Raw genomic sequence first — 18,533 nt, 5'->3', positions numbered from 1 at the left:
CCCCATCACCAAAAGAAAAGGCCGCCTCCATTTGGAAGCGGCCTCTTACTATAGTCAGGTTAAATTGCGAGTGCAATCTCAGCCCTGTGTTTAGTGGATGTTCTCCAGCAAGATATCCAGGGACTGCTTGGCATCACCGTAGAACATGCGCGTGTTCTCTTTATAGAACAGCGGGTTCTCGATACCGGAATAGCCCGTACCTTGACCACGCTTGGAGACAAACACCTGCTTGGCTTTCCAAACTTCCAGAACAGGCATGCCTGCGATTGGAGAGTTCGGGTCTTCTTGCGCCGCCGGGTTCACAATGTCGTTGGACCCAATCACGATCACCACATCCGTATCCGGGAAGTCATCATTGATTTCGTCCATTTCCATTACGATATCATAAGGCACCTTGGCTTCGGCCAGCAGAACGTTCATATGGCCAGGCAGACGACCTGCGACCGGGTGGATGGCAAAGCGAACTTCTTTACCCTGACCACGCAGGCGTTTTGTCAGCTCAGACACGGAATTCTGTGCCTGCGCAACCGCCATACCGTAACCGGGAACGATGATCACACTGTCTGCATCTTCAAGTGCAGCCACAACACCGTCGGCTTCAACCGGAAGCATTTCACCTTCCACTTCCATCGCTGGACCAGTTTCACCACCGAAACCACCAAGGATTACAGAAACGAAGTGACGGTTCATCGCCTTACACATGATGTAGGATAGGATCGCACCACTTGAACCAACCAGCGCACCGGTCACGATCAACAGGTCGTTGCCCAGTGTGAAACCGATGGCAGATGCCGCCCAACCGGAATAGGAGTTCAACATGGAAACCACAACCGGCATGTCTGCACCACCGATGCCCATGATCAGGTGCCAGCCGATGAAGCCTGCAATAATTGTCACCAGAACCATCGTCCAGATACCAAAGTCATTGCAGAACAGGATACCCAGCACCAAACAGGTCAGAGCTGTCATCGCATTCCAGATGTGACCACCGGGCAACTTGAACGGCTTGCCGTCGATTTTACCTGCCAGCTTACCAAAGGCCACAACAGAGCCCGTGAAGGTCACAGCACCGATAAAGATCCCCAGGAATACTTCCACTTTCAAGATGGCAATCTCAGTACTTGTTTTATGAGCCAGCTTCAGGGCAAAGCCTTGAAGGGCCTTGCGGGCTTCTTCTTCCATGGCCAGAACCACTTGCAGTTCCAACTCGGCATTGAGGCCAATAAAGACTGCAGCCAAACCAACGAAAGAGTGCAGAGCTGCCACCAGTTGCGGCATTTCTGTCATCTGCACACGTGCGGCCACAAAATAACCGATCACAGAACCGATCAAAATCGCCGGGATCAACCAGATAAAGCTGAACGCTGTCTGGTTAATAACAGTCACCAACACAGCCACTGCCATACCGACAATACCGTACCAAACGGCACGTTTTGCTTTTTCTTGGTTAGACAACCCCCCCAGAGAAAGGATGAACAATACCGAGGCTGCAATATATGCAGCAGTCATAATACCATAAACCATTGTTTCTTTTCTCCTTAGGACTTCTCAAACATCGCAAGCATGCGGCGTGTGACAAAGAAGCCACCGACAATGTTAATGGTTGCAATCAATACCGAGATTGTTGCCATAATGACAACCAGTGGGCTGCTGGAACCGATCTGCAAGACCGCCCCCAAAATAACGATCCCTGAAATAGCGTTTGTCACCGCCATCAATGGCGTGTGCAGCGCGTGGGATACATTCCAGATCACCTGATAACCGACGAAACAAGACAGCACGAAAACGATAAAGTGATTCATGAAGCTGGCTGGCGCAAAGGCACCCACAAGCAACATCAACAAACCACCCACGCCCAGCATCAGAACCTGATTGCGCGTTGCTTTCTTGAATTCAGCAACCTCACGCTCACGGCGTTCTTCCGGTGTTTCTTCCTTTACAGGCTCGGTTTTCTTTTGAGCTGCAATGGCCTGAACTTTCGGTGGGGGTGGCGGGAAGGTAATATCACCTTCAAAGGTCACGGTTGCCCCACGGATCACATCGTCTTCCATGTTGTGATTGACCTGACCGTCTTTTTCCGGTGTCAGGTCCGTCATCATGTGACGAATGTTTGTGGAATAAAGCGTAGAGGCTTGCGTCGCCATACGTGAAGGGAAATCCGTATAACCGATGATGGTCACGCCATTATCAGAAACGACTTTCTCATCTTTAACGGTACCTTCAACGTTACCGCCACGTTCTGCTGCCAAGTCAATAATGACCGAGCCTGTCTTCATGGCCGCAACCATATCTTCCAGCCACAGTTTCGGTGCATCACGGTTCGGGATCAAAGCCGTTGTGATGACAATGTCCATTTCCGGTGCCAGCTCGCGGAATTTTGCCAGCTGCGCTTCGCGGAATTCAGGGGAGGACACAGAAGCATACCCACCAGTTGCCGCGCCGTCTGCCTGTTCTTCTTCAAAATCAAGGTAGACAAACTCAGCGCCCATGGATTCAACCTGTTCGGCCACTTCCGGGCGCACGTCAAATGCATAAGTAATCGCACCAAGAGAAACAGAGGCACCGATTGCCGCCAGACCGGCCACACCGGCACCAACGACCATCACTTTGGCAGGCGGTACTTTACCCGCAGCTGTAATTTGGCCTGTAAAGAAACGACCGAAGTTGTTCCCTGCCTCAATCACTGCGCGATAGCCTGCGATATTCGCCATGGACGACAAGGCGTCCATTTTCTGTGCACGCGAAATACGTGGAACCATTTCCATCGCAATCACGTTGGCACCAGAAGCTTTTGCCGCTTCCATACCTTCTTCGTTCCCCGCAGGGTTAAAGAAAGAAATCAGAGTTTTGCCTTTGACAAGATGCTTTAGCTCGGCCTCTTCTGGCTGGCGAACCTTTGCTACGATGTCGGCTTTTTCCCACAGGGCCTTGGCTGTTTTGATCACTTCGACGCCAGCAGCTTCGTAAGCTTCATCAGAAAAGCCTGCCTGCACCCCCGCGCCGGTTTCAACAGCGCATTGGTATCCAAGTTTCTGAAGTTGGGCAGCGGAGTCAGGTGTCATCGCAACGCGTGCTTCGCCTTCAAACAGTTCCTTCGGCGTGCCTATAATCTGTCCGTTATCCATAAATCCTCCAGTATTTCATTGCAGTCATTTGAGGTAATCCATTCATGTTTTTCTCACCCGGCTAGAGCGCACGATGCCGTTCCGTCAGCCCGACCCGACAGAACGGCACCACACGCCGAATTCGCTTTTCGCCCTACCTTTATGCCTTGGTCATACCAGTGGCTGCAAGTCCTACATTTGTCGATACAGTTATTTTTTTGCGCAACGCAACATTACAAAAAACTGATATTGACAAGCTGGTTTTACAGTCAATTAACCTTCAAAACATTCTAAAAAGCGCAGAATTTAAGGGGTTTTTATTTTGCCCTGCAACAAGCTGGTATGACAACTTCGCAGGAATCAGTGTGACTTAATTACAACAGTCGAAGGAGCTGGTCGGGTCAAAATAAAAGTTGCAACCGCAACCATTATCAAAGAAAGTGCTATTGGCAAGTACAAACTTTCACTTAAAAGTGTAGAGAATCCGACAGACACTCCCATCAAACTCACAGCAAAAATTTTTGCCCGTGTCGTAATTGCACCATGATCAAACCAGTTTCTGATATGAGGGCCAAACTGTGGATGGGTATAAAGCCACCGTTTGAGCTTTGGTGAACTTTTACTGAAAGCCCAGACGGCAACAAGCAAGAACGGCGTTGTCGGCAACACAGGTAAAAAAGCTCCAATAAAGCCTAATCCGGTGAAAAACCAACCAACGGACAGATAAAGTGTTTGTCTAATTTTTACATTCATTCTTGATATGTTGGGTCACGTTTGATCAATACAAGACATCAGGTTCAAGAAAAATGGTTAGGGTCCTGACCCTAAGCCCCTATTTCCTGACCATCCCAGGCTAACACCCGGCCACTGTCATTGGCCCTGACGCTGGTCAATACATCCATCAATTTTTCAGCTGCAAAATCAGATGTAAACAATCTTTCCTCCGGCACATGGGATAAAAAAGGCTTGGACAAGGCCGTATCCACGGTGCCAGGGTGCAACCCAATCACCGTTGCCTGTTCATTATTACGCGCTGCTTCAATCGCCGCACATTTAATCATCATATTTAATGCCGCCTTAGAAGCCCGGTATCCATACCAGCCCCCCAAACTATTATCTGAAATACTGCCCACACGAGCCGTCATCGCAGCAAAAACACTGGTACTTTTTCGATTGAGCAAAGGGATTGCATGTTTTGCCACCAACATAGGACCAACCGAGTTGACATGAAAATAATGTAACAGCTGGTCCCACTCCAGTTCTTTCAAGCTCTTTTCCGGGGCAATCCCGTATGCCTCACTCAAAATACCTGTTGCAACGACAATTAAATCAAGGGGCTTTTCCATTGCAGCAAATTCAATGGCTTGTTTGATCTTTTCTTCATCATCAAAATCAAAATAAAAGGACACCACTTTTTTTGAGGGATGGGTCACTTCAGTTCTTGACCCGGCAAAGACTCGTTCGACGGAAGGGAACTCTAAAATCTTGTCAAGTAATGCCCTTCCAACACCACCAGACGCACCAAAAACCATTACATTTACGAACTGATTCATCAATATATCCTTCTCGGTTTTGTTCTTAATTCATAAAGAATATATGGGAATTAATTATCAGATTAAATTCCGTGCGCGTACTTAAACTATCTCCCTTAAACTATTGTCCTTAAACGAACTCCCTTACCTGTGCCCCCTTAGTTGAAAGTACTTAATACTGTTAGATGATACCCCTACGACATAATTTCAAATAATTTTAATTTGCATAAAATAGGTAATAAAAAAGCCCCCAACCGGAGGCTTTCTTAGTGTCAGACACTTAATCTTAGAACGGGTTTTCTAACCTTAGAACGGGATTTCATCATCCAGATCACCACCTGGAATACCACCACCCCCAGCAGCGGAACCACCACCGGAATTCCATTCAGGGCCTGTGCTGCCACCTTGCGGGTCGGCCTGAGCGCCAAAACCACCGGAACCTTGCCCATAGTCATCTCCACCACCGGAAGAATAACCACCTTCACCACCACCAGAGCGACTACCCAGCATGGTCAATTCGCCGCGATAACGCTGCAAAACAACTTCCGTGGTATATTTTTCAATACCTTGCTGGTCTGTCCACTTACGGGTCTGCAAAGCCCCTTCTAAATAAACAGTCGAACCTTTGCGCAAGAAACGTTCTGCAACATCAGCCAAACGTTCATTAAAAATCACAACACGGTGCCATTCCGTACGGTCACGACGTTCCCCTGTTTGGCGATCTTTCCAGGTTTCAGACGTTGCCAGGGACAGATTAACGATTTTAGCGCCATCATTGGTAAATCGTACTTCTGGGTCACGCCCGAGATTTCCGACCAAAATCACTTTGTTTACCGAACCTGCCATGGGAACTCCTTCATGTCTTTCGCAGTTATTTTCAATCTGGGCCGAACATACAGGGTATAAAATTAACTTTCCAGCCAAATCAGGTTATGACCCTAGAAAAATCATTTAACATTTCATCCTTATGCAGATACCATATTTTCTCCTTTCATTGATTTTCATAGAAAGACATGAGTCATGATGAAACGCGCCATTGGCATTGCTGTCACAACCTTGGTTTTAATAAGCTCTCAGGTTCAGGCCGATACCTTTCATCTGGTTACGGCCCCCTTTAAGCCTTTTACAAACCCTGACCATGTTAAAGGCGGCTTTCTTGTTGAAGTTGCCCGACAAGCCCTGAAGCAACGCGGGCATGAACTGACCATAGATTACCGCCCTTGGCCACGCGCTCTGGCAGAAGCGGCAAAAGGTAAATATGATGGCTTGCTCAGTGCTTTTTACAATGATGAACGTGCCCGCTCTTTCCATTTTTCCGCCCCACTTAACACAACAAAAATGGTCTTTGTCGGGTTGCGCGAAAATTTCGTCGGTGCCCGTTATAAATCTCTCAATGACCTGAAGCCCTATATGATTGGTGTCGGGCGCAAATGGGCCTATTCACCGGCATTTGAAAGCAATAGCGAGCTTCGAAAAAATGTGGTGAAAGACGAAGCACAGGGCATCCAGCTTCTCTTTAAAAAACGCATTGATCTGTTCGCTGTCAATATTGATCAATACCACAACACCATTGCCAAGCTGAATGAATATGATGTGTTGAAAACCCTTGTGATGGAACCCGCCATTTCCATTAATGACCAGCATATCGCAGCTTCTCGCCAACTCCCCAAAAGCGAACAGTTCCTCAGCGAATTTAACACGGGCCTTGCCGCCCTTAAGGCAAATGGGGGATACGCCAAGATCAGAAGCACCTTTTTCGGCTTTTAGGCTTTACATTACGGCCATATCGCACTATCTGTGATGACTTAAATGTTCTCCTTTTGATCTATCTGGAACAAGCGATATGAGTGTTGATGAAATTCAGGTCCGCGGCGCACGTGAACATAACCTGCGTAATGTAGATGTTGATATTCCCAAGAATTCCCTGACCGTCATCACCGGGCTTTCAGGCTCAGGGAAGTCATCCCTTGCCTTTGATACCATCTACGCCGAAGGTCAGCGCCGCTACGTCGAATCGCTTTCCGCTTATGCCCGCCAGTTCCTTGAACTGATGCAAAAGCCTGATGTCGATCATATTGAGGGACTGTCGCCTGCCATTTCCATTGAGCAGAAAACCACTTCAAAAAACCCGCGTTCCACCGTCGGGACCGTCACAGAGATTTATGACTATATGCGGCTTTTGTGGGCACGCGTCGGGGTACCTCATTCCCCGGCCACCGGCCTGCCCATTGAAAGCCAGACGGTTTCACAAATGGTAGACCGGATTATGACACTGGAAGACGGCACCCGACTCTACCTGCTTGCCCCCATCGTGCGTGGGCGCAAAGGTGAATATAAAAAAGAATTTATCGAGCTTCAGAAAAAGGGCTTTCAACGGGTCAAGGTTGACGGTGAACTTTATGATGTCGATGCTGTGCCGGAACTCAACAAAAAAATAAAGCATGACATCGAAGTCGTGGTTGATCGCCTTGTGGTACGTGAAGGGGTCGAATCCCGTCTGGCTGACAGTATCGAAACGGCCCTTGACCTTGCTGATGGATTACTCTTTGCCGAAGATGCCAAATCCGGTGATCGTCACACATTTTCAGCCAAATTTGCCTGCCCTGTATCCGGCTTCACCATTGATGAGGTGGAACCGCGTCTCTTTTCCTTCAACAATCCTTTTGGGGCTTGCCCTTCTTGTGATGGCCTGGGGACTGAAATGTATTTTGACCCGGAACTGGTCGTCCCCAATGATGGGGAGGCTTTGGAAAAAGCCGTTGCCCCTTGGGCCAATTCCTCCAGTGTCTATTACGCTCAGACCTTGCAAGCCATTGCCACACATTATGACGTGGGTTTAGAAACAGCCTTTGCCAAACTGCCTAAAAAGGTACGCGATGTTGTTCTTTATGGCTCAGGCGATGAAGAAATCACCATTTCCTATAATGATGGTAAACGCTCCTATCAGGTCACAAAGCCTTTTGAAGGCGTCATCCCCAACATGGAAAGACGCTGGCGCGAAACAGACAGTTCCTGGGTGCGTGATGAGCTATCAAAATATCAGACCGTCACACAATGTTCGGACTGTAAAGGCCACCGCCTGCGCCCCGAAGCTCTGGCTGTAAAAATCAACGGTCTGCATGTCAGTGAAGTCACCGCCTTTTCCATTGACGAGGCAGCAAAATGGTATAGTTCTTTGGAAGATACGCTGGGTGAAAAAGAAAAAGAAATTGCCCGTCGCATCTTGCGTGAAATTAACGAACGGCTTGGCTTTCTGGTCAATGTTGGCCTGGAGTATCTCACGCTTTCGCGCTCTTCCGGCACCTTGAGCGGTGGGGAAAGTCAACGTATTCGTCTTGCCTCCCAAATCGGGTCGGGCCTGACCGGGGTGCTTTATGTGCTTGATGAACCGTCCATCGGCCTGCACCAACGCGACAATGACCGTTTATTGGAAACACTTGTGCGTCTGCGCGACCTCGATAATACGGTCATTGTGGTGGAACATGACGAAGATGCCATTCGCAGTGCTGACCATCTCATTGACATGGGACCACGTGCGGGTGTTCATGGTGGAACAGTTGTGGCTGCCGGGACACCGGATGAAGTCATGGCGAACCCAGATAGCCTGACAGGGCAATATCTTACAGGGCTGGAACAAATCCCCCTGCCCACCAAGCGCCGCAAAGGCAAGAAAGGCCAGTTTATTAAAGTCAAAGGGGCCAAGGTCAACAACCTGCAAAATGTGAATGCACAAATTCCACTGGGCACTTTTACCTGTGTAACCGGGGTTTCTGGCGGGGGAAAATCCTCCTTGGTGATTGAAACTCTTTACAAGGCATTGGCGAAAAAGCTACATGGTGCACGCCTGCACCCCGGTGAACATAAAAAACTCGAAGGTCTCGAGTTCATCGACAAGATCGTTGATATTGACCAGTCCCCAATCGGGCGCACCCCACGCTCCAACCCGGCAACCTACACCGGGGCCTTTTCCCCCATCCGCGAATGGTTTGCCAATCTGCCAGAAGCCAAAACCCGTGGTTATAAGCCGGGACGTTTCTCCTTTAATGTCAAAGGCGGGCGGTGTGAAGCCTGTCAAGGCGATGGGGTGATCAAGATCGAAATGCACTTCCTGCCAGATGTGTATGTGCAATGTGATGTCTGTAAGGGCAAGCGCTATAACCGGGAAACGCTGGAAGTGAAATTTCGCGGTAAATCCATCGCGGATGTTTTGGATATGACCGTCGAAGAAGCCGTTGACTTTTTCAAGGCCGTCCCCAGCATTCGCGACAAAATGGTGACGCTGGAACGGGTTGGTCTAGGTTACATCCACCTTGGACAACAAGCCACGACCCTTTCAGGCGGGGAAGCCCAACGGGTCAAACTGGCCAAGGAACTATCACGTCGCGCCACAGGGAAAACCATCTATATTCTGGATGAACCCACCACAGGACTGCATTTTGATGATGTACGCAAACTTCTGGAAGTGTTGCATGCTCTTGTTGAACAAGGCAACACGGTTGTGGTGATTGAACATAATCTGGAAGTCATCAAAACCGCCGATCACATCATCGACATCGGCCCCGAAGGCGGGGCAAAAGGTGGGCGTATTGTTGCCTCAGGCACACCGGAACAAGTTGCAAAGGTAGAAGAAAGCTATACGGCGAAATATCTCAAAGACTATTTGAAATAGGATCCCTTAGGGTCAGCAACTGTATTAATCAGTTTGCCACTCTGATTTCTGAAGCACCATGGCATTTGCAATTGTTGCCAGCTTTCGAGCTGCTGCAATAACGCAAACTTTATGCGGTTTTCCAGCAGACTTAAGGCGTGCAAAGAAGGTTTTTATCTTCGGGTTATGCCATGAAGCGACTAATGCAGCTTGATAAAGAACGTCACGAACCTGTTTTCGCCCGCCAGATATAAAACGCTTTCCTTTATATTTCCCGCTATCTCGTGCGATAGGAGCGATACCACATAAACAGGCAATTTGTTTATCTGAGGCCGTTCCAAGTTCGGGAAGGAAGGCCAGAAAACTTGCACTGAGGACAGGGCCAACGCCGGGGATCGATTGCAAAATACGATCCTTTTCTTCAAGGTCATGATTCTCATGAATGAGCGTTGTGATCATAGCGTTTAAATTGGAAATCTGGTTATTTAGAAACTGGATATGAGCCTTGTCCAATTCTTCAAGGTCTTCTTCCTGCTGTTGTCGAGATTGGCATTTTAATGCAGCCCTTACTTTAATGAGTTGATAACGTTTTGCCATTAACCTATTGAGCCTCAATACATTATCAGATGGAAGGGAACGGCCTGAATTTGGGTTTTCCTGTATAAAACGGCAAATGATTTTGGCATCAATGCGATCTGTTTTTGCAATTTGAGCTTTGGAACGGGCAAAAGATCTTACTTGAGCGGGAGGGACTTGACGAACATGAAAACCCGCTTTGTGAAGAACTTTCCAGAAGGCCACTTCATAGCCTCCCGTGGCTTCCATGGCAATGAGCGTATTGGATTTGATTTCCTCAAGGCCATCAATAAGCTCTTGCAATCCGATTGCTGTGTTGGGGATGGATAAAATTTTGGAGGAATGACTAAAAGCAACGAGGCATTCATATTTCCCAACATCAATGCCGACAAAATAATTGAAATGTGCCATACTTCTTTCTCCTTCTTGTGCTCCGGGATCAAGGTCCCAATCAACTGTTCGAGATATGAAGAAGGTGGAGTTACCTTGCTGACTAACGAGGTCTAAGCCTCAAGGCTCTAACGGCAAACTCCACCCATAGTAGCCCTTGGCCAAGGGCTACTATGGGCATAAGTCTAACAAATTTTAAATACACAAGGCTCTTAACGCTCACAACTTTGGTCCAATAGACGCTTGGCCTGTTTTTGCGTTATTCATCCCCATACTCAAATGGGAAAAAATAAATGTTGATGAAAAACTTGATATGGATTGGCGCATTGACTGGCTTGACCGCTTGCGCACAAATAGAAAATAACTGTACGTACGAAACGACAGACGGCTATGCTCATGTTGTGAGCGTGCCCAATCAAGTGATTGTCAGCATCAATGCCAAATACCCCAATGCAAAGCTCGCCCCCAATGCCTTCCCTGATGATGTGGAACCTGCACAAGTCTATAAGGTGAAAATCAAGGAACTGACATCAGGCACATGTGCCCCTGTGGAATTTGACATTGGCGAACGGGTCAAATAAAACGGCCTATTTGTAATTATACCGCTTCAAATACATGTCATAGATTTTTTCATATTCCCCAGATGCTCGCAGTTTTGCCAATGCCTCATTAAAGGGCTGACACAAAGACGTGTCTTTAAAAGCCATACGAGTGGAAATTTGCGGAAAGAGGGGATGGTAATCAAAGTCTGCGGGGGAAACCCCAACATTGAGCGGGTCCTGCAAGGCATTTAGAAAAATGAACAAGTCACCGACACTGACGTCAACACGCTTGGTAATCAACATCCGCGCCTGAGATGCCTGTACCTTGGTTTCAAAATAGCGATCAGCGCTCAAATGCTTGCTATAGCTTTCACCAAAAAAGCCACGCGCGCCCTCAAAAGAAATGATATCTTTCCCGGCAAGGTCTTGAACACTTTCCAATTTCAGCTTTGACTCCTTTCGCGTAATCGCCACATCACTGAAACGGAACAGTTCATCTGTACGACACCCATCGGCCGTTACAGAATCAAAAATATTGGCAACCGCATCGACTTTACCCACCTCATACAGGTTCCACCGTACTTTATTGGTTAGGCCAAAACGAAACTTTGGTTTAAGCCCCGGCATATGGCGAAAGGTGGCCAACACCAAATCTGTAAAAATACCGGAATCCTGCTTTGGGATGAAATAGGGTTCGATATTACCCATAGCAATCGTAATGTCACGTGCAGACGCTTTGCCCACACTCAATACAATAGCAATAAGAATATATGCAAGGAACCGCACAGTCACACCTTCAACCCAGCAACCTTTAATAAACGAGAGTCTATATTATTATAGGGATTAAATTAAAGATTGCACGTCGAAATCAGAAAAAAGCCTAGAAAAACAAAAACATCCTTCGAAAAGAAAAAGAAATTTACGTGTCAGTTATGACTTTCGTTTTTTGACAGGTCTGGTCAGTTCATTCAAATGATGGATCACATGAACCGATGCTTTTTGCACCCGATCAATTTCAGCCAAGGCGCCTGCGACATCCCCGGCTTTGTAACGCCGTGCTGCTTCAATCCCGTGTTTGTGCACCAAAATATGAGGTGCCTCAATTTCTTTGTAGGATTTCAGCGATTTAACGCGTTGATCCTGACAGGCATAATACCATTTCCCCAAACGACAGCAGGTATGATCAGCCAGCTCATCCGGGTTAAGGCTCTCACGCCCCACCACCATGGCAGCCAAACGTTTCTTCCAGATAATATGGTCTGACTTTGCCAGATGCAGTGCTTTTTTCGGCAAGTCCAGGTCTGCCATATCATCAATTTGCGCTGTCAGATGTTTTTCTGCCCCATCCATTGAATCCAGCACCTGATGGGTTGCCCCCTGAATTTTCCGGGTCATACCCGCAATTTCTGTAATCCCTTGGGCAATTTCACGTGCAGCCACCTTTTGCTGCCCCACCGTTTCAGAAATATCGCTGCTGCGCTGCGTCAAATCGGCAATCGCCCCCACAATTTCCTGCATAGATTCACGTGACATACTGATAATATCATGTCCGTCTTTTACCGTTTTATCGCTGCGGTCCAAAGCTTCAATAATTGCCCCAATTTCATTTTGGAAATTTGTGATATTGCGCTGAATATCCTTGGTCGCTTCACGGGTGCGTTCTGCAAGGTTGCGAATTTCAGTTGCCACCACGCCGAAGCCTTTCCCCGCTTCACCGGCGCGTGCAGCCTCGGTTGCTGCGTTTAGGGCCAACAGGTTAGTCTGGAAGGCAATTTCCGAAATCAAATCAACAATTTGTCCGATATCTCGCGAGGATTCACTTAAAGAGTCACTACGTTCAGCAACCCCACGCATGGACACTTCAATATCCGACATGGCATCATCAGCCGAAGATGCGTGGGCCTCCCCCTTTTCTGCCAAGTTTTTCACACCATCAGCAAGCTTGGATGTTTCCTGTGCCTGCATGGCAATTGTATCGACAGAAGCCGACATTTCTTCGGTAGCAGAGGCCATCCCCTGCGCATTCGTATCTGTCACCGTTGTTGCGCGGCTCAAACTTGCAGCGGCGATAACAGCCTCATTCAATTCCATGGAAATGGCGACGGTATGTTTCATCTCACTGGCTGATAGACGCCCAATATTAACAGCCATTTTGCGGACGGCCTGACCGATTTTATCCTCCCCCTTGGGAATAGACAAAAAGGTACCTTGGCCCACGGCTTCCAGCAGCGAAATCACTTCATCAACACGCTGTGGAGGAAGCCAACCTTGTTTGATTAATTCGTCACTCATCAAGATACCTAAAACATACAAAGGGTTAATACTTTTGAAGGAGCCAAGAATAGTAGCTCTTACAGAATAAGTACAATCCTAAAATCGTTTAAAAAGCATACATAGAATGAAATGGCGATAAAACCCAATGAATATGAAAAATATGCTATAAACATTAGACATTAATTTTATAAATTTAGACTAATATTAAGGAAGGCCGCTGCACCATGAAACTTAAGTCTTTTTGGTTATTTAAAGTTGCATTTACCCTTTGTGTGCTGACTTCTCTCAGCGCCGAATCGGCTGATGTACCCAAAAAAGAAACCGCACTGACCAAGTCAGGGCTCTATGTCACCGCTCTGGAAGCCTATGACATTTTACAGAAAGATACCAAGGCGTTACTCATTGATGTTCGTGACCCTGTAGAGATTATGTTTACAGGCTGGACCAATGACACCGACATTCACGTCCCCTTTCGCATTGTGGATCGCACTCGTGTTACGGGAAAATCTTTTGAGTTCCCGGTCAATGAAACTTTCATGAACGAAATTGAAGAAAAACTGGCTGAAAAAGGGGCGACAAAAGACACCACCCTTATTTTCATGTGTCGTTCCGGTTCAACCCGTAGCGCCCCTGCTGCCAGCATGTTTTTCGAACTTGGATACAAAAATGCCTACACCATGGTTGATGGTTTTGAAGGTGGTAAGTTGAAAGAAGGGAAATCCATGGGTGTACGTGCCAAAAATGGCTGGCGTAATTCCGGCCTGCCCTGGACCTACACATTGGATAGCGACAAAATCTATACCCTTTTTGATTAATATAAAGGCTGGATTTCCGGACAAAAAAAATGATAAATATGGCTCTAGGATAGACCATCAGGAAACAAGAGCTATGCGACGATACACACGAACAGCGAATTAATTTTACTGAACGGGTGTATTGGACTCTTTAAATAAGGGCCCGTTCGGGTCCTTTTTTTATTTGAAAATCGAGAAAGAAAATGAACACAATCAAAGCAGCCATTGTCGGAGCCAGCGGATATACAGGTGCAGAACTTGTCCGCCTTTTGATCAATCACCCCCATGTGGACATTGCCGCAATGACAGCCGATCGAAAAGCTGGCATGCGCATGGCTGATGTGTTTCCCCACCTGGGCGGCTTATCCCTGCCTGATCTGGTGAAAATGGATGAGGTCGATTGGTCTGGCATTGATGTGTGTTTTTGCTGCCTGCCCCACGGGACAACTCAGGAATTTATCGCTTCTTTGCCCCAAAATGTCCGCATTGTTGACCTGTCGGCTGACTTCCGCCTTAAAGACGTTGAAGAATATGCCAAATGGTATGGAGACAAACACCGCGCACCGGACCTGCAAAAAGAAGCGGTTTATGGCCTCACAGAACTGAAACGTGACGAAATCGCCAAGGCTCGCCTTGTTGCAAACCCTGGGTGTTATCCAACATCAGCCCAATTGCCCCTCATCCCCTTGTTGCAGGAAAGAAAAATCACGACGGATAATATCATTATTGATTCAAAATCCGGTGTAACAGGCGCAGGACGTGCCCCAAAAGAAGGGACACTTTTCTGTGAAGTCTCCGATGCGATCCATGCCTATGGTGTCGGCACCCACCGTCACGGGCCGGAAATTGAACAAGGTTTGAGCGAAACTGCGGGCAAGGATGTGATTGTCAGCTTTACTCCACACCTGATGCCAATGAACCGGGGCATTCTCTCCACCATCTATGTCAGCCTTGAAGAAGGTGTCAGCATTGATGACTTGCGCGAGACGCTGGATACAGCCTATGCTCAAGCCCCCTTTGTTCGTGTTGTTGAAGAAGGTATGAGCCCGGCAACACGCCATGTGCGCGGATCTAACTATTGCCTGATCGGTGTTTTTGCTGATCGTGCACCGGGGCGTGCAATTCTCGTCTGTGTCGAAGATAACGTGGTGAAAGGCGCATCCGGACAGGCCGTCCAGAATATGAATATCATGTTTGGCTTTGATGAAACCGCAGGGCTGACGCAACAGCCAATGTTCCCATAAGGCCCTCACCCGTTCAGCAACAGACATGCAATATAAGCATGACAAAAAAGCGTGGAAATTCAATATTTCCACGCTTTTTATTTTTCAGTCTCTTGAAAATTCTATAAATCAACAGCCTTGTGCTGTTTTACCGTGTGACTGTGACAATGCTGAGAAGACGCGTTTAACAACACCAACCAGCCCTGAGAACAAACTCGCAGACAACTGAGAAATATAAGCCGCACGCTCTTTTTCAGCCGTATGCATCAACTCAGTCAAAGTTTCAAAATCATTTTCGAATTTAATTTCAGGCTGTGTCATATCTTATTATCCTTTGCATTTTTATCATTAGTGAAAGCACACTCGGCTTCATTGCTTAGGAGCATAAGGAATTAGAAACAGGTCGAAAAACGCTAATGCTGCGTCGCAGCATTGCAAAAATTGCATACCTTAGAAATAAGCCCTCTGAATTCAATTACATAGGCGGACTTTACACCCAAAACCAAATAAGGAAATTAAACATCCAGATCTTCGACGAACTTGGCGCGTTCCTGAATAAACTGGAAACGATGCTCCGGCTTTTTCCCCATCAGGCGAGTAACCAAATCTTTTGTTTCCTTGGCCTCTTCGATATCTTCATCATTATGACCATGCGGGACAGTCACCCGAAGCAAGGTTCGATTCTTCGGGTCCATCGTGGTTTCTTTAAGCTGCGCAGGTGGCATTTCCCCCAGCCCCTTAAAGCGGCTGATATCCACTTTTTTGCCTTTAAACTCTTTTTCCATTAAGTCATCTTTTTCCATATCATCCATGGCATAGATGCTTTTTGCCCCCGTTGCCAAACGATAAAGCGGCGGCTGTGCGAGATAAAGACGGCCAGATTCGACCAAGCCCGGCATTTCCTGATAAAAGAACGTCATCAACAAGGAAGCAATATGGGCACCATCCACATCCGCATCAGTCATAATGATAATGCGCTCATAACGCAGGTCATCCAGCTCAAATGCTTCACGTGTACCGCAACCAAGCGCTTCGCCCATATCACTGAGTTCTTTATTGGCATTAATCTGATCCACAGAAGCAGAAGCCACATTCAAGACCTTACCACGCAAAGGCAAAATGGCCTGCGTTTCCCGGTTTCGCGCCTGTTTGGCAGAACCGCCCGCAGAATCACCCTCCACCAAAAAGATTTCAGTACCATCGGAAACCGAACGCGTACAATCCGCCAATTTCCCCGGCAGACGTAAGCGTTTGGTTGCTGATTGACGTTTCATCTGCTTGGCATTTTTCTTGCGCAAACGAATTTCCGCACGCTCCACCATATATTCGACAAGCTGTGTGCCAATTTCCGGATTCCCGGCCAGCCAGTGATCAAAATTATCGCGAATAGCCGTTTCCACCAGCTTTGCGGCTTCCTGCGTACCCAGCTTTTCCTTGGTCTGCCCCTGAAACTGCGGGTCGCGAATAAAGGCCGACAACATAATAGAAGCACCATTGATCACATCATCAGCCGTGATCTTGGAGGCCGCCTTGTTATTGATCAACTCCCCATATGCACGAATACCTTTGGTCAAGGCATTGCGAAAACCTTGTTCATGCGTGCCACCCAACGGGGTCGGTACGGTGTTACAGTAGGAATTAAAGAAAGCCTCTTCATCTGCAGGCCAGGCAATGGCCCATTCCACCTTGCCCTGTTCGTCCGGGAATTTCACATCACCGGCAAAAGGTTCATCGGTTTTAACCTCACGACCTTCCAACACATTCGTGAGGTAATCAGAAAGACCACCGGGGAAATGCAACACCCCTTGCGCCGGGGTTTTATCCCCTTCCTTGATCAGGCTTTCATCACATTTCCAACGGATTTCCACCCCTTTAAACAAATAAGCCTTGGAACGGGCCATTTTATAAAGAGTCGCCGGCTTAAATTTAATCCGTCCACCAAAGATTTGCTCATCAGGATGAAATGAAATCATCGTGCCGCGACGATTATTAACCTGCCCCTCATTCTTCAACGGGCCTTCGGGCAGACCACGGCTAAAAGATTGGCGCCAAAGGGTACGATCACGGGCAACTTCCACCGTCAGACTATCAGACAGGGCGTTAACAACCGACATCCCCACCCCGTGCAGACCACCAGAAGTCTGATAAGCTTTCCCTGAAAACTTACCACCGGAGTGCAAGGTTGTGAGAATCACTTCAAGAGCGGACTTATCTTTGAATTTGGGATGCGGATCAACCGGGATACCCCGCCCATTATCGCGCACGGTCACATATCCGTTACTGTCCAGTTCCAACTCAATCCGGCTGGCATGTCCGGCAACAGCTTCATCCATAGAGTTATCAAGAATCTCAGCCACAAGGTGATGATAGGCACGTTCGTCCGTCCCGCCAATATACATACCGGGGCGTTTGCGAACAGGTTCCAACCCTTCCAGAACCTCAATATCCTGTGCTGTATATTCCCCACCTGTTTTCGGTGCGTCGCCTTCAAATAAATCCGTAGCCAATTTTACTGCCCACCCTTAACCAAAAAATCTGTGCCCGATGATAGGAAGGATGATCCTTTCGGGCAAGCATGATATTGTCATAAACAATCCAAAGCCAATTCACAATAAGAACGGAAAAAAAACACCATGTCAGAAGAACAAAACGGTCCATCCGGCAAACCCGCCATTCGCACACTGGCCATGCCCGGTGATGCCAACCCCAACGGCGATATTTTCGGTGGCTGGGTCATGTCGCAAATGGATATTGCCGGTGGCGTCACCGCAGCCTGGCGTGCACAAGGCCGTGTCGCAACTGTCGGCGTTGAAGCCATGTCCTTTTTAAAACCCGTCAGCGTAGGGGACGTGGTGTGCGTTTATACCGACATTGTACGCGAAGGTACCACATCCATGGCGATCATGGTTGAACTTTGGGTTCTGCGACAAAGCGGCCTTAATCGAGAGAAAGTTACCGAAGGGGTCTTTACCTTTGTTGCCATTGACGACAACGGCAAGAAGCGTCCCCTCCCCCCTGTACCGGATAGTTCGCTGTCTCTGAGCTAAAAAATGGTGAGGCGATATGTGAGGTCAGGGCAATAACCTTGGGGATATATCGCCTCACCCGGCAAGTAACTGTTATTGCGCCGCGACACATGCGGCGTTGAGATCTTCTTGCAAATGAGGAACAACCAGATCAAGCGGTTGCCAACTTGCACTTCTTGCAACGGGGACAACCTGTACACGTGCAGGCTTCAACCAGTCGGTTTTTCCATAACGCTTTAAAATGCGGGCCTCTCCCAGCTCACGATAAGCCATACTTTTAAATTCCTGTTTTGTTCCACACATTAATTTACAAAATAAAAGACCAGAGATACCCCGCAGCAAAGATACTGCCGAGCGCCATAAACTCTTTTGCAAAAGTCGGAATAATCATCTTTTTTCTCCACTCCGTTCGCCTCTGTTAAAA

Annotated in this window: 17 protein-coding genes; 6 read left to right on the top strand and 11 right to left on the bottom strand. The window is 47.7% G+C overall.

The features are described 5' to 3' along the window. Positions 1 to 90 precede the first annotated feature (90 nt). From E4K71_RS04500 to ssb, 5 genes are all read right to left on the bottom strand, one after another. A complete protein-coding gene (locus E4K71_RS04500) occupies positions 91 to 1,524 on the bottom strand; it encodes an NAD(P)(+) transhydrogenase (Re/Si-specific) subunit beta (RefSeq protein WP_135077170.1) in 1,434 nt (477 codons plus the stop codon). A gap of 14 nt (positions 1,525 to 1,538) precedes the next feature. Continuing rightward, positions 1,539 to 3,125: a Re/Si-specific NAD(P)(+) transhydrogenase subunit alpha gene (locus E4K71_RS04495; protein ID WP_135077168.1), complete on the bottom strand. Its 1,587-nt coding sequence runs from the start codon at positions 3,123 to 3,125 to the stop codon at positions 1,539 to 1,541. 339 nt (positions 3,126 to 3,464) lie between these two features. Next, positions 3,465 to 3,857, bottom strand: coding sequence for a YbaN family protein (locus E4K71_RS04490; protein WP_135077165.1), 393 nt, complete (start codon positions 3,855 to 3,857; stop codon positions 3,465 to 3,467). A gap of 71 nt (positions 3,858 to 3,928) precedes the next feature. Further along, a complete protein-coding gene (locus tag E4K71_RS04485) occupies positions 3,929 to 4,657 on the bottom strand; it encodes an SDR family NAD(P)-dependent oxidoreductase (RefSeq protein WP_135077162.1) in 729 nt (242 codons plus the stop codon). 285 nt (positions 4,658 to 4,942) lie between these two features. Continuing rightward, positions 4,943 to 5,482, bottom strand: coding sequence for a single-stranded DNA-binding protein (ssb, locus tag E4K71_RS04480; RefSeq protein ID WP_135077159.1), 540 nt, complete (start codon positions 5,480 to 5,482; stop codon positions 4,943 to 4,945). 174 nt (positions 5,483 to 5,656) lie between these two features. On the opposite strand from ssb, the gene E4K71_RS04475 reads away from it, so the two are divergent. After that, on the top strand, positions 5,657 to 6,403 hold the full coding sequence (locus E4K71_RS04475; RefSeq protein WP_135077156.1) for a transporter substrate-binding domain-containing protein: 747 nt from the start codon (positions 5,657 to 5,659) through the stop codon (positions 6,401 to 6,403). 76 nt (positions 6,404 to 6,479) lie between these two features. Then, positions 6,480 to 9,305, top strand: a complete 2,826-nt coding sequence (gene uvrA / locus E4K71_RS04470; protein ID WP_135077153.1) for an excinuclease ABC subunit UvrA — start codon at positions 6,480 to 6,482, stop codon at positions 9,303 to 9,305. 24 nt (positions 9,306 to 9,329) lie between these two features. Here the strand turns inward: uvrA and E4K71_RS04465 are convergent, their stop codons facing one another. After that, complete coding sequence (locus E4K71_RS04465) at positions 9,330 to 10,271, bottom strand: IS110 family transposase (RefSeq protein ID WP_135077151.1); 942 nt, start codon at positions 10,269 to 10,271, stop codon at positions 9,330 to 9,332. A 272-nt stretch (positions 10,272 to 10,543) separates the two neighbouring features. Between E4K71_RS04465 and E4K71_RS04460 the strand changes: the two genes are divergently transcribed. After that, the gene (locus E4K71_RS04460; RefSeq protein ID WP_135077148.1) at positions 10,544 to 10,831 is read left to right on the top strand and encodes a hypothetical protein; all 288 of its coding nucleotides are present in this window, start codon (positions 10,544 to 10,546) and stop codon (positions 10,829 to 10,831) included. 6 nt (positions 10,832 to 10,837) lie between these two features. Here E4K71_RS04460 and E4K71_RS04455 read toward each other — a convergent pair whose 3' ends face one another. Together E4K71_RS04455 and E4K71_RS04450 are read right to left on the bottom strand one after the other, a co-directional pair. After that, the gene (locus E4K71_RS04455; RefSeq protein WP_135077145.1) at positions 10,838 to 11,578 is read right to left on the bottom strand and encodes a transporter substrate-binding domain-containing protein; all 741 of its coding nucleotides are present in this window, start codon (positions 11,576 to 11,578) and stop codon (positions 10,838 to 10,840) included. 144 nt (positions 11,579 to 11,722) lie between these two features. Continuing rightward, positions 11,723 to 13,084, bottom strand: coding sequence for a methyl-accepting chemotaxis protein (locus tag E4K71_RS04450; RefSeq protein WP_135077142.1), 1,362 nt, complete (start codon positions 13,082 to 13,084; stop codon positions 11,723 to 11,725). A 206-nt stretch (positions 13,085 to 13,290) separates the two neighbouring features. Between E4K71_RS04450 and E4K71_RS04445 the strand changes: the two genes are divergently transcribed. Further along, complete coding sequence (locus tag E4K71_RS04445) at positions 13,291 to 13,881, top strand: rhodanese-like domain-containing protein (RefSeq protein ID WP_135077139.1); 591 nt, start codon at positions 13,291 to 13,293, stop codon at positions 13,879 to 13,881. A gap of 182 nt (positions 13,882 to 14,063) precedes the next feature. Beyond that, entirely contained in the window at positions 14,064 to 15,104 is a 1,041-nt protein-coding gene (gene argC / locus E4K71_RS04440) for an N-acetyl-gamma-glutamyl-phosphate reductase (RefSeq protein ID WP_135077136.1), read from the top strand. A 108-nt stretch (positions 15,105 to 15,212) separates the two neighbouring features. On the opposite strand, the gene E4K71_RS04435 is transcribed toward argC, so the two are convergent. Next, positions 15,213 to 15,404 (bottom strand): hypothetical protein, encoded by a 192-nt coding sequence (locus E4K71_RS04435; protein ID WP_135077133.1) that lies wholly within the window; start codon positions 15,402 to 15,404, stop codon positions 15,213 to 15,215. Positions 15,405 to 15,598: 194 nt separating this feature from the next. Next, the gene (parE, locus tag E4K71_RS04430) at positions 15,599 to 17,590 is read right to left on the bottom strand and encodes a DNA topoisomerase IV subunit B (protein WP_135077130.1); all 1,992 of its coding nucleotides are present in this window, start codon (positions 17,588 to 17,590) and stop codon (positions 15,599 to 15,601) included. 126 nt (positions 17,591 to 17,716) lie between these two features. On the opposite strand from parE, the gene E4K71_RS04425 reads away from it, so the two are divergent. After that, entirely contained in the window at positions 17,717 to 18,130 is a 414-nt protein-coding gene (locus tag E4K71_RS04425; RefSeq protein ID WP_135077127.1) for an acyl-CoA thioesterase, read from the top strand. 72 nt (positions 18,131 to 18,202) lie between these two features. On the opposite strand, the gene E4K71_RS04420 is transcribed toward E4K71_RS04425, so the two are convergent. Beyond that, positions 18,203 to 18,382 carry a hypothetical protein gene (locus E4K71_RS04420; RefSeq protein ID WP_135077124.1) on the bottom strand — a complete coding sequence of 60 codons (180 nt, stop codon included), beginning with the start codon at positions 18,380 to 18,382 and terminating at the stop codon, positions 18,203 to 18,205. Positions 18,383 to 18,533: the final 151 nt, after the last annotated feature.

The sequence above is a fragment of the Terasakiella sp. SH-1 genome, assembly GCF_004564135.1.
GTDB lineage: Bacteria > Pseudomonadota > Alphaproteobacteria > Rhodospirillales > Terasakiellaceae > Terasakiella.
This window is presented reverse-complemented; position numbering and strand designations above follow the sequence as displayed.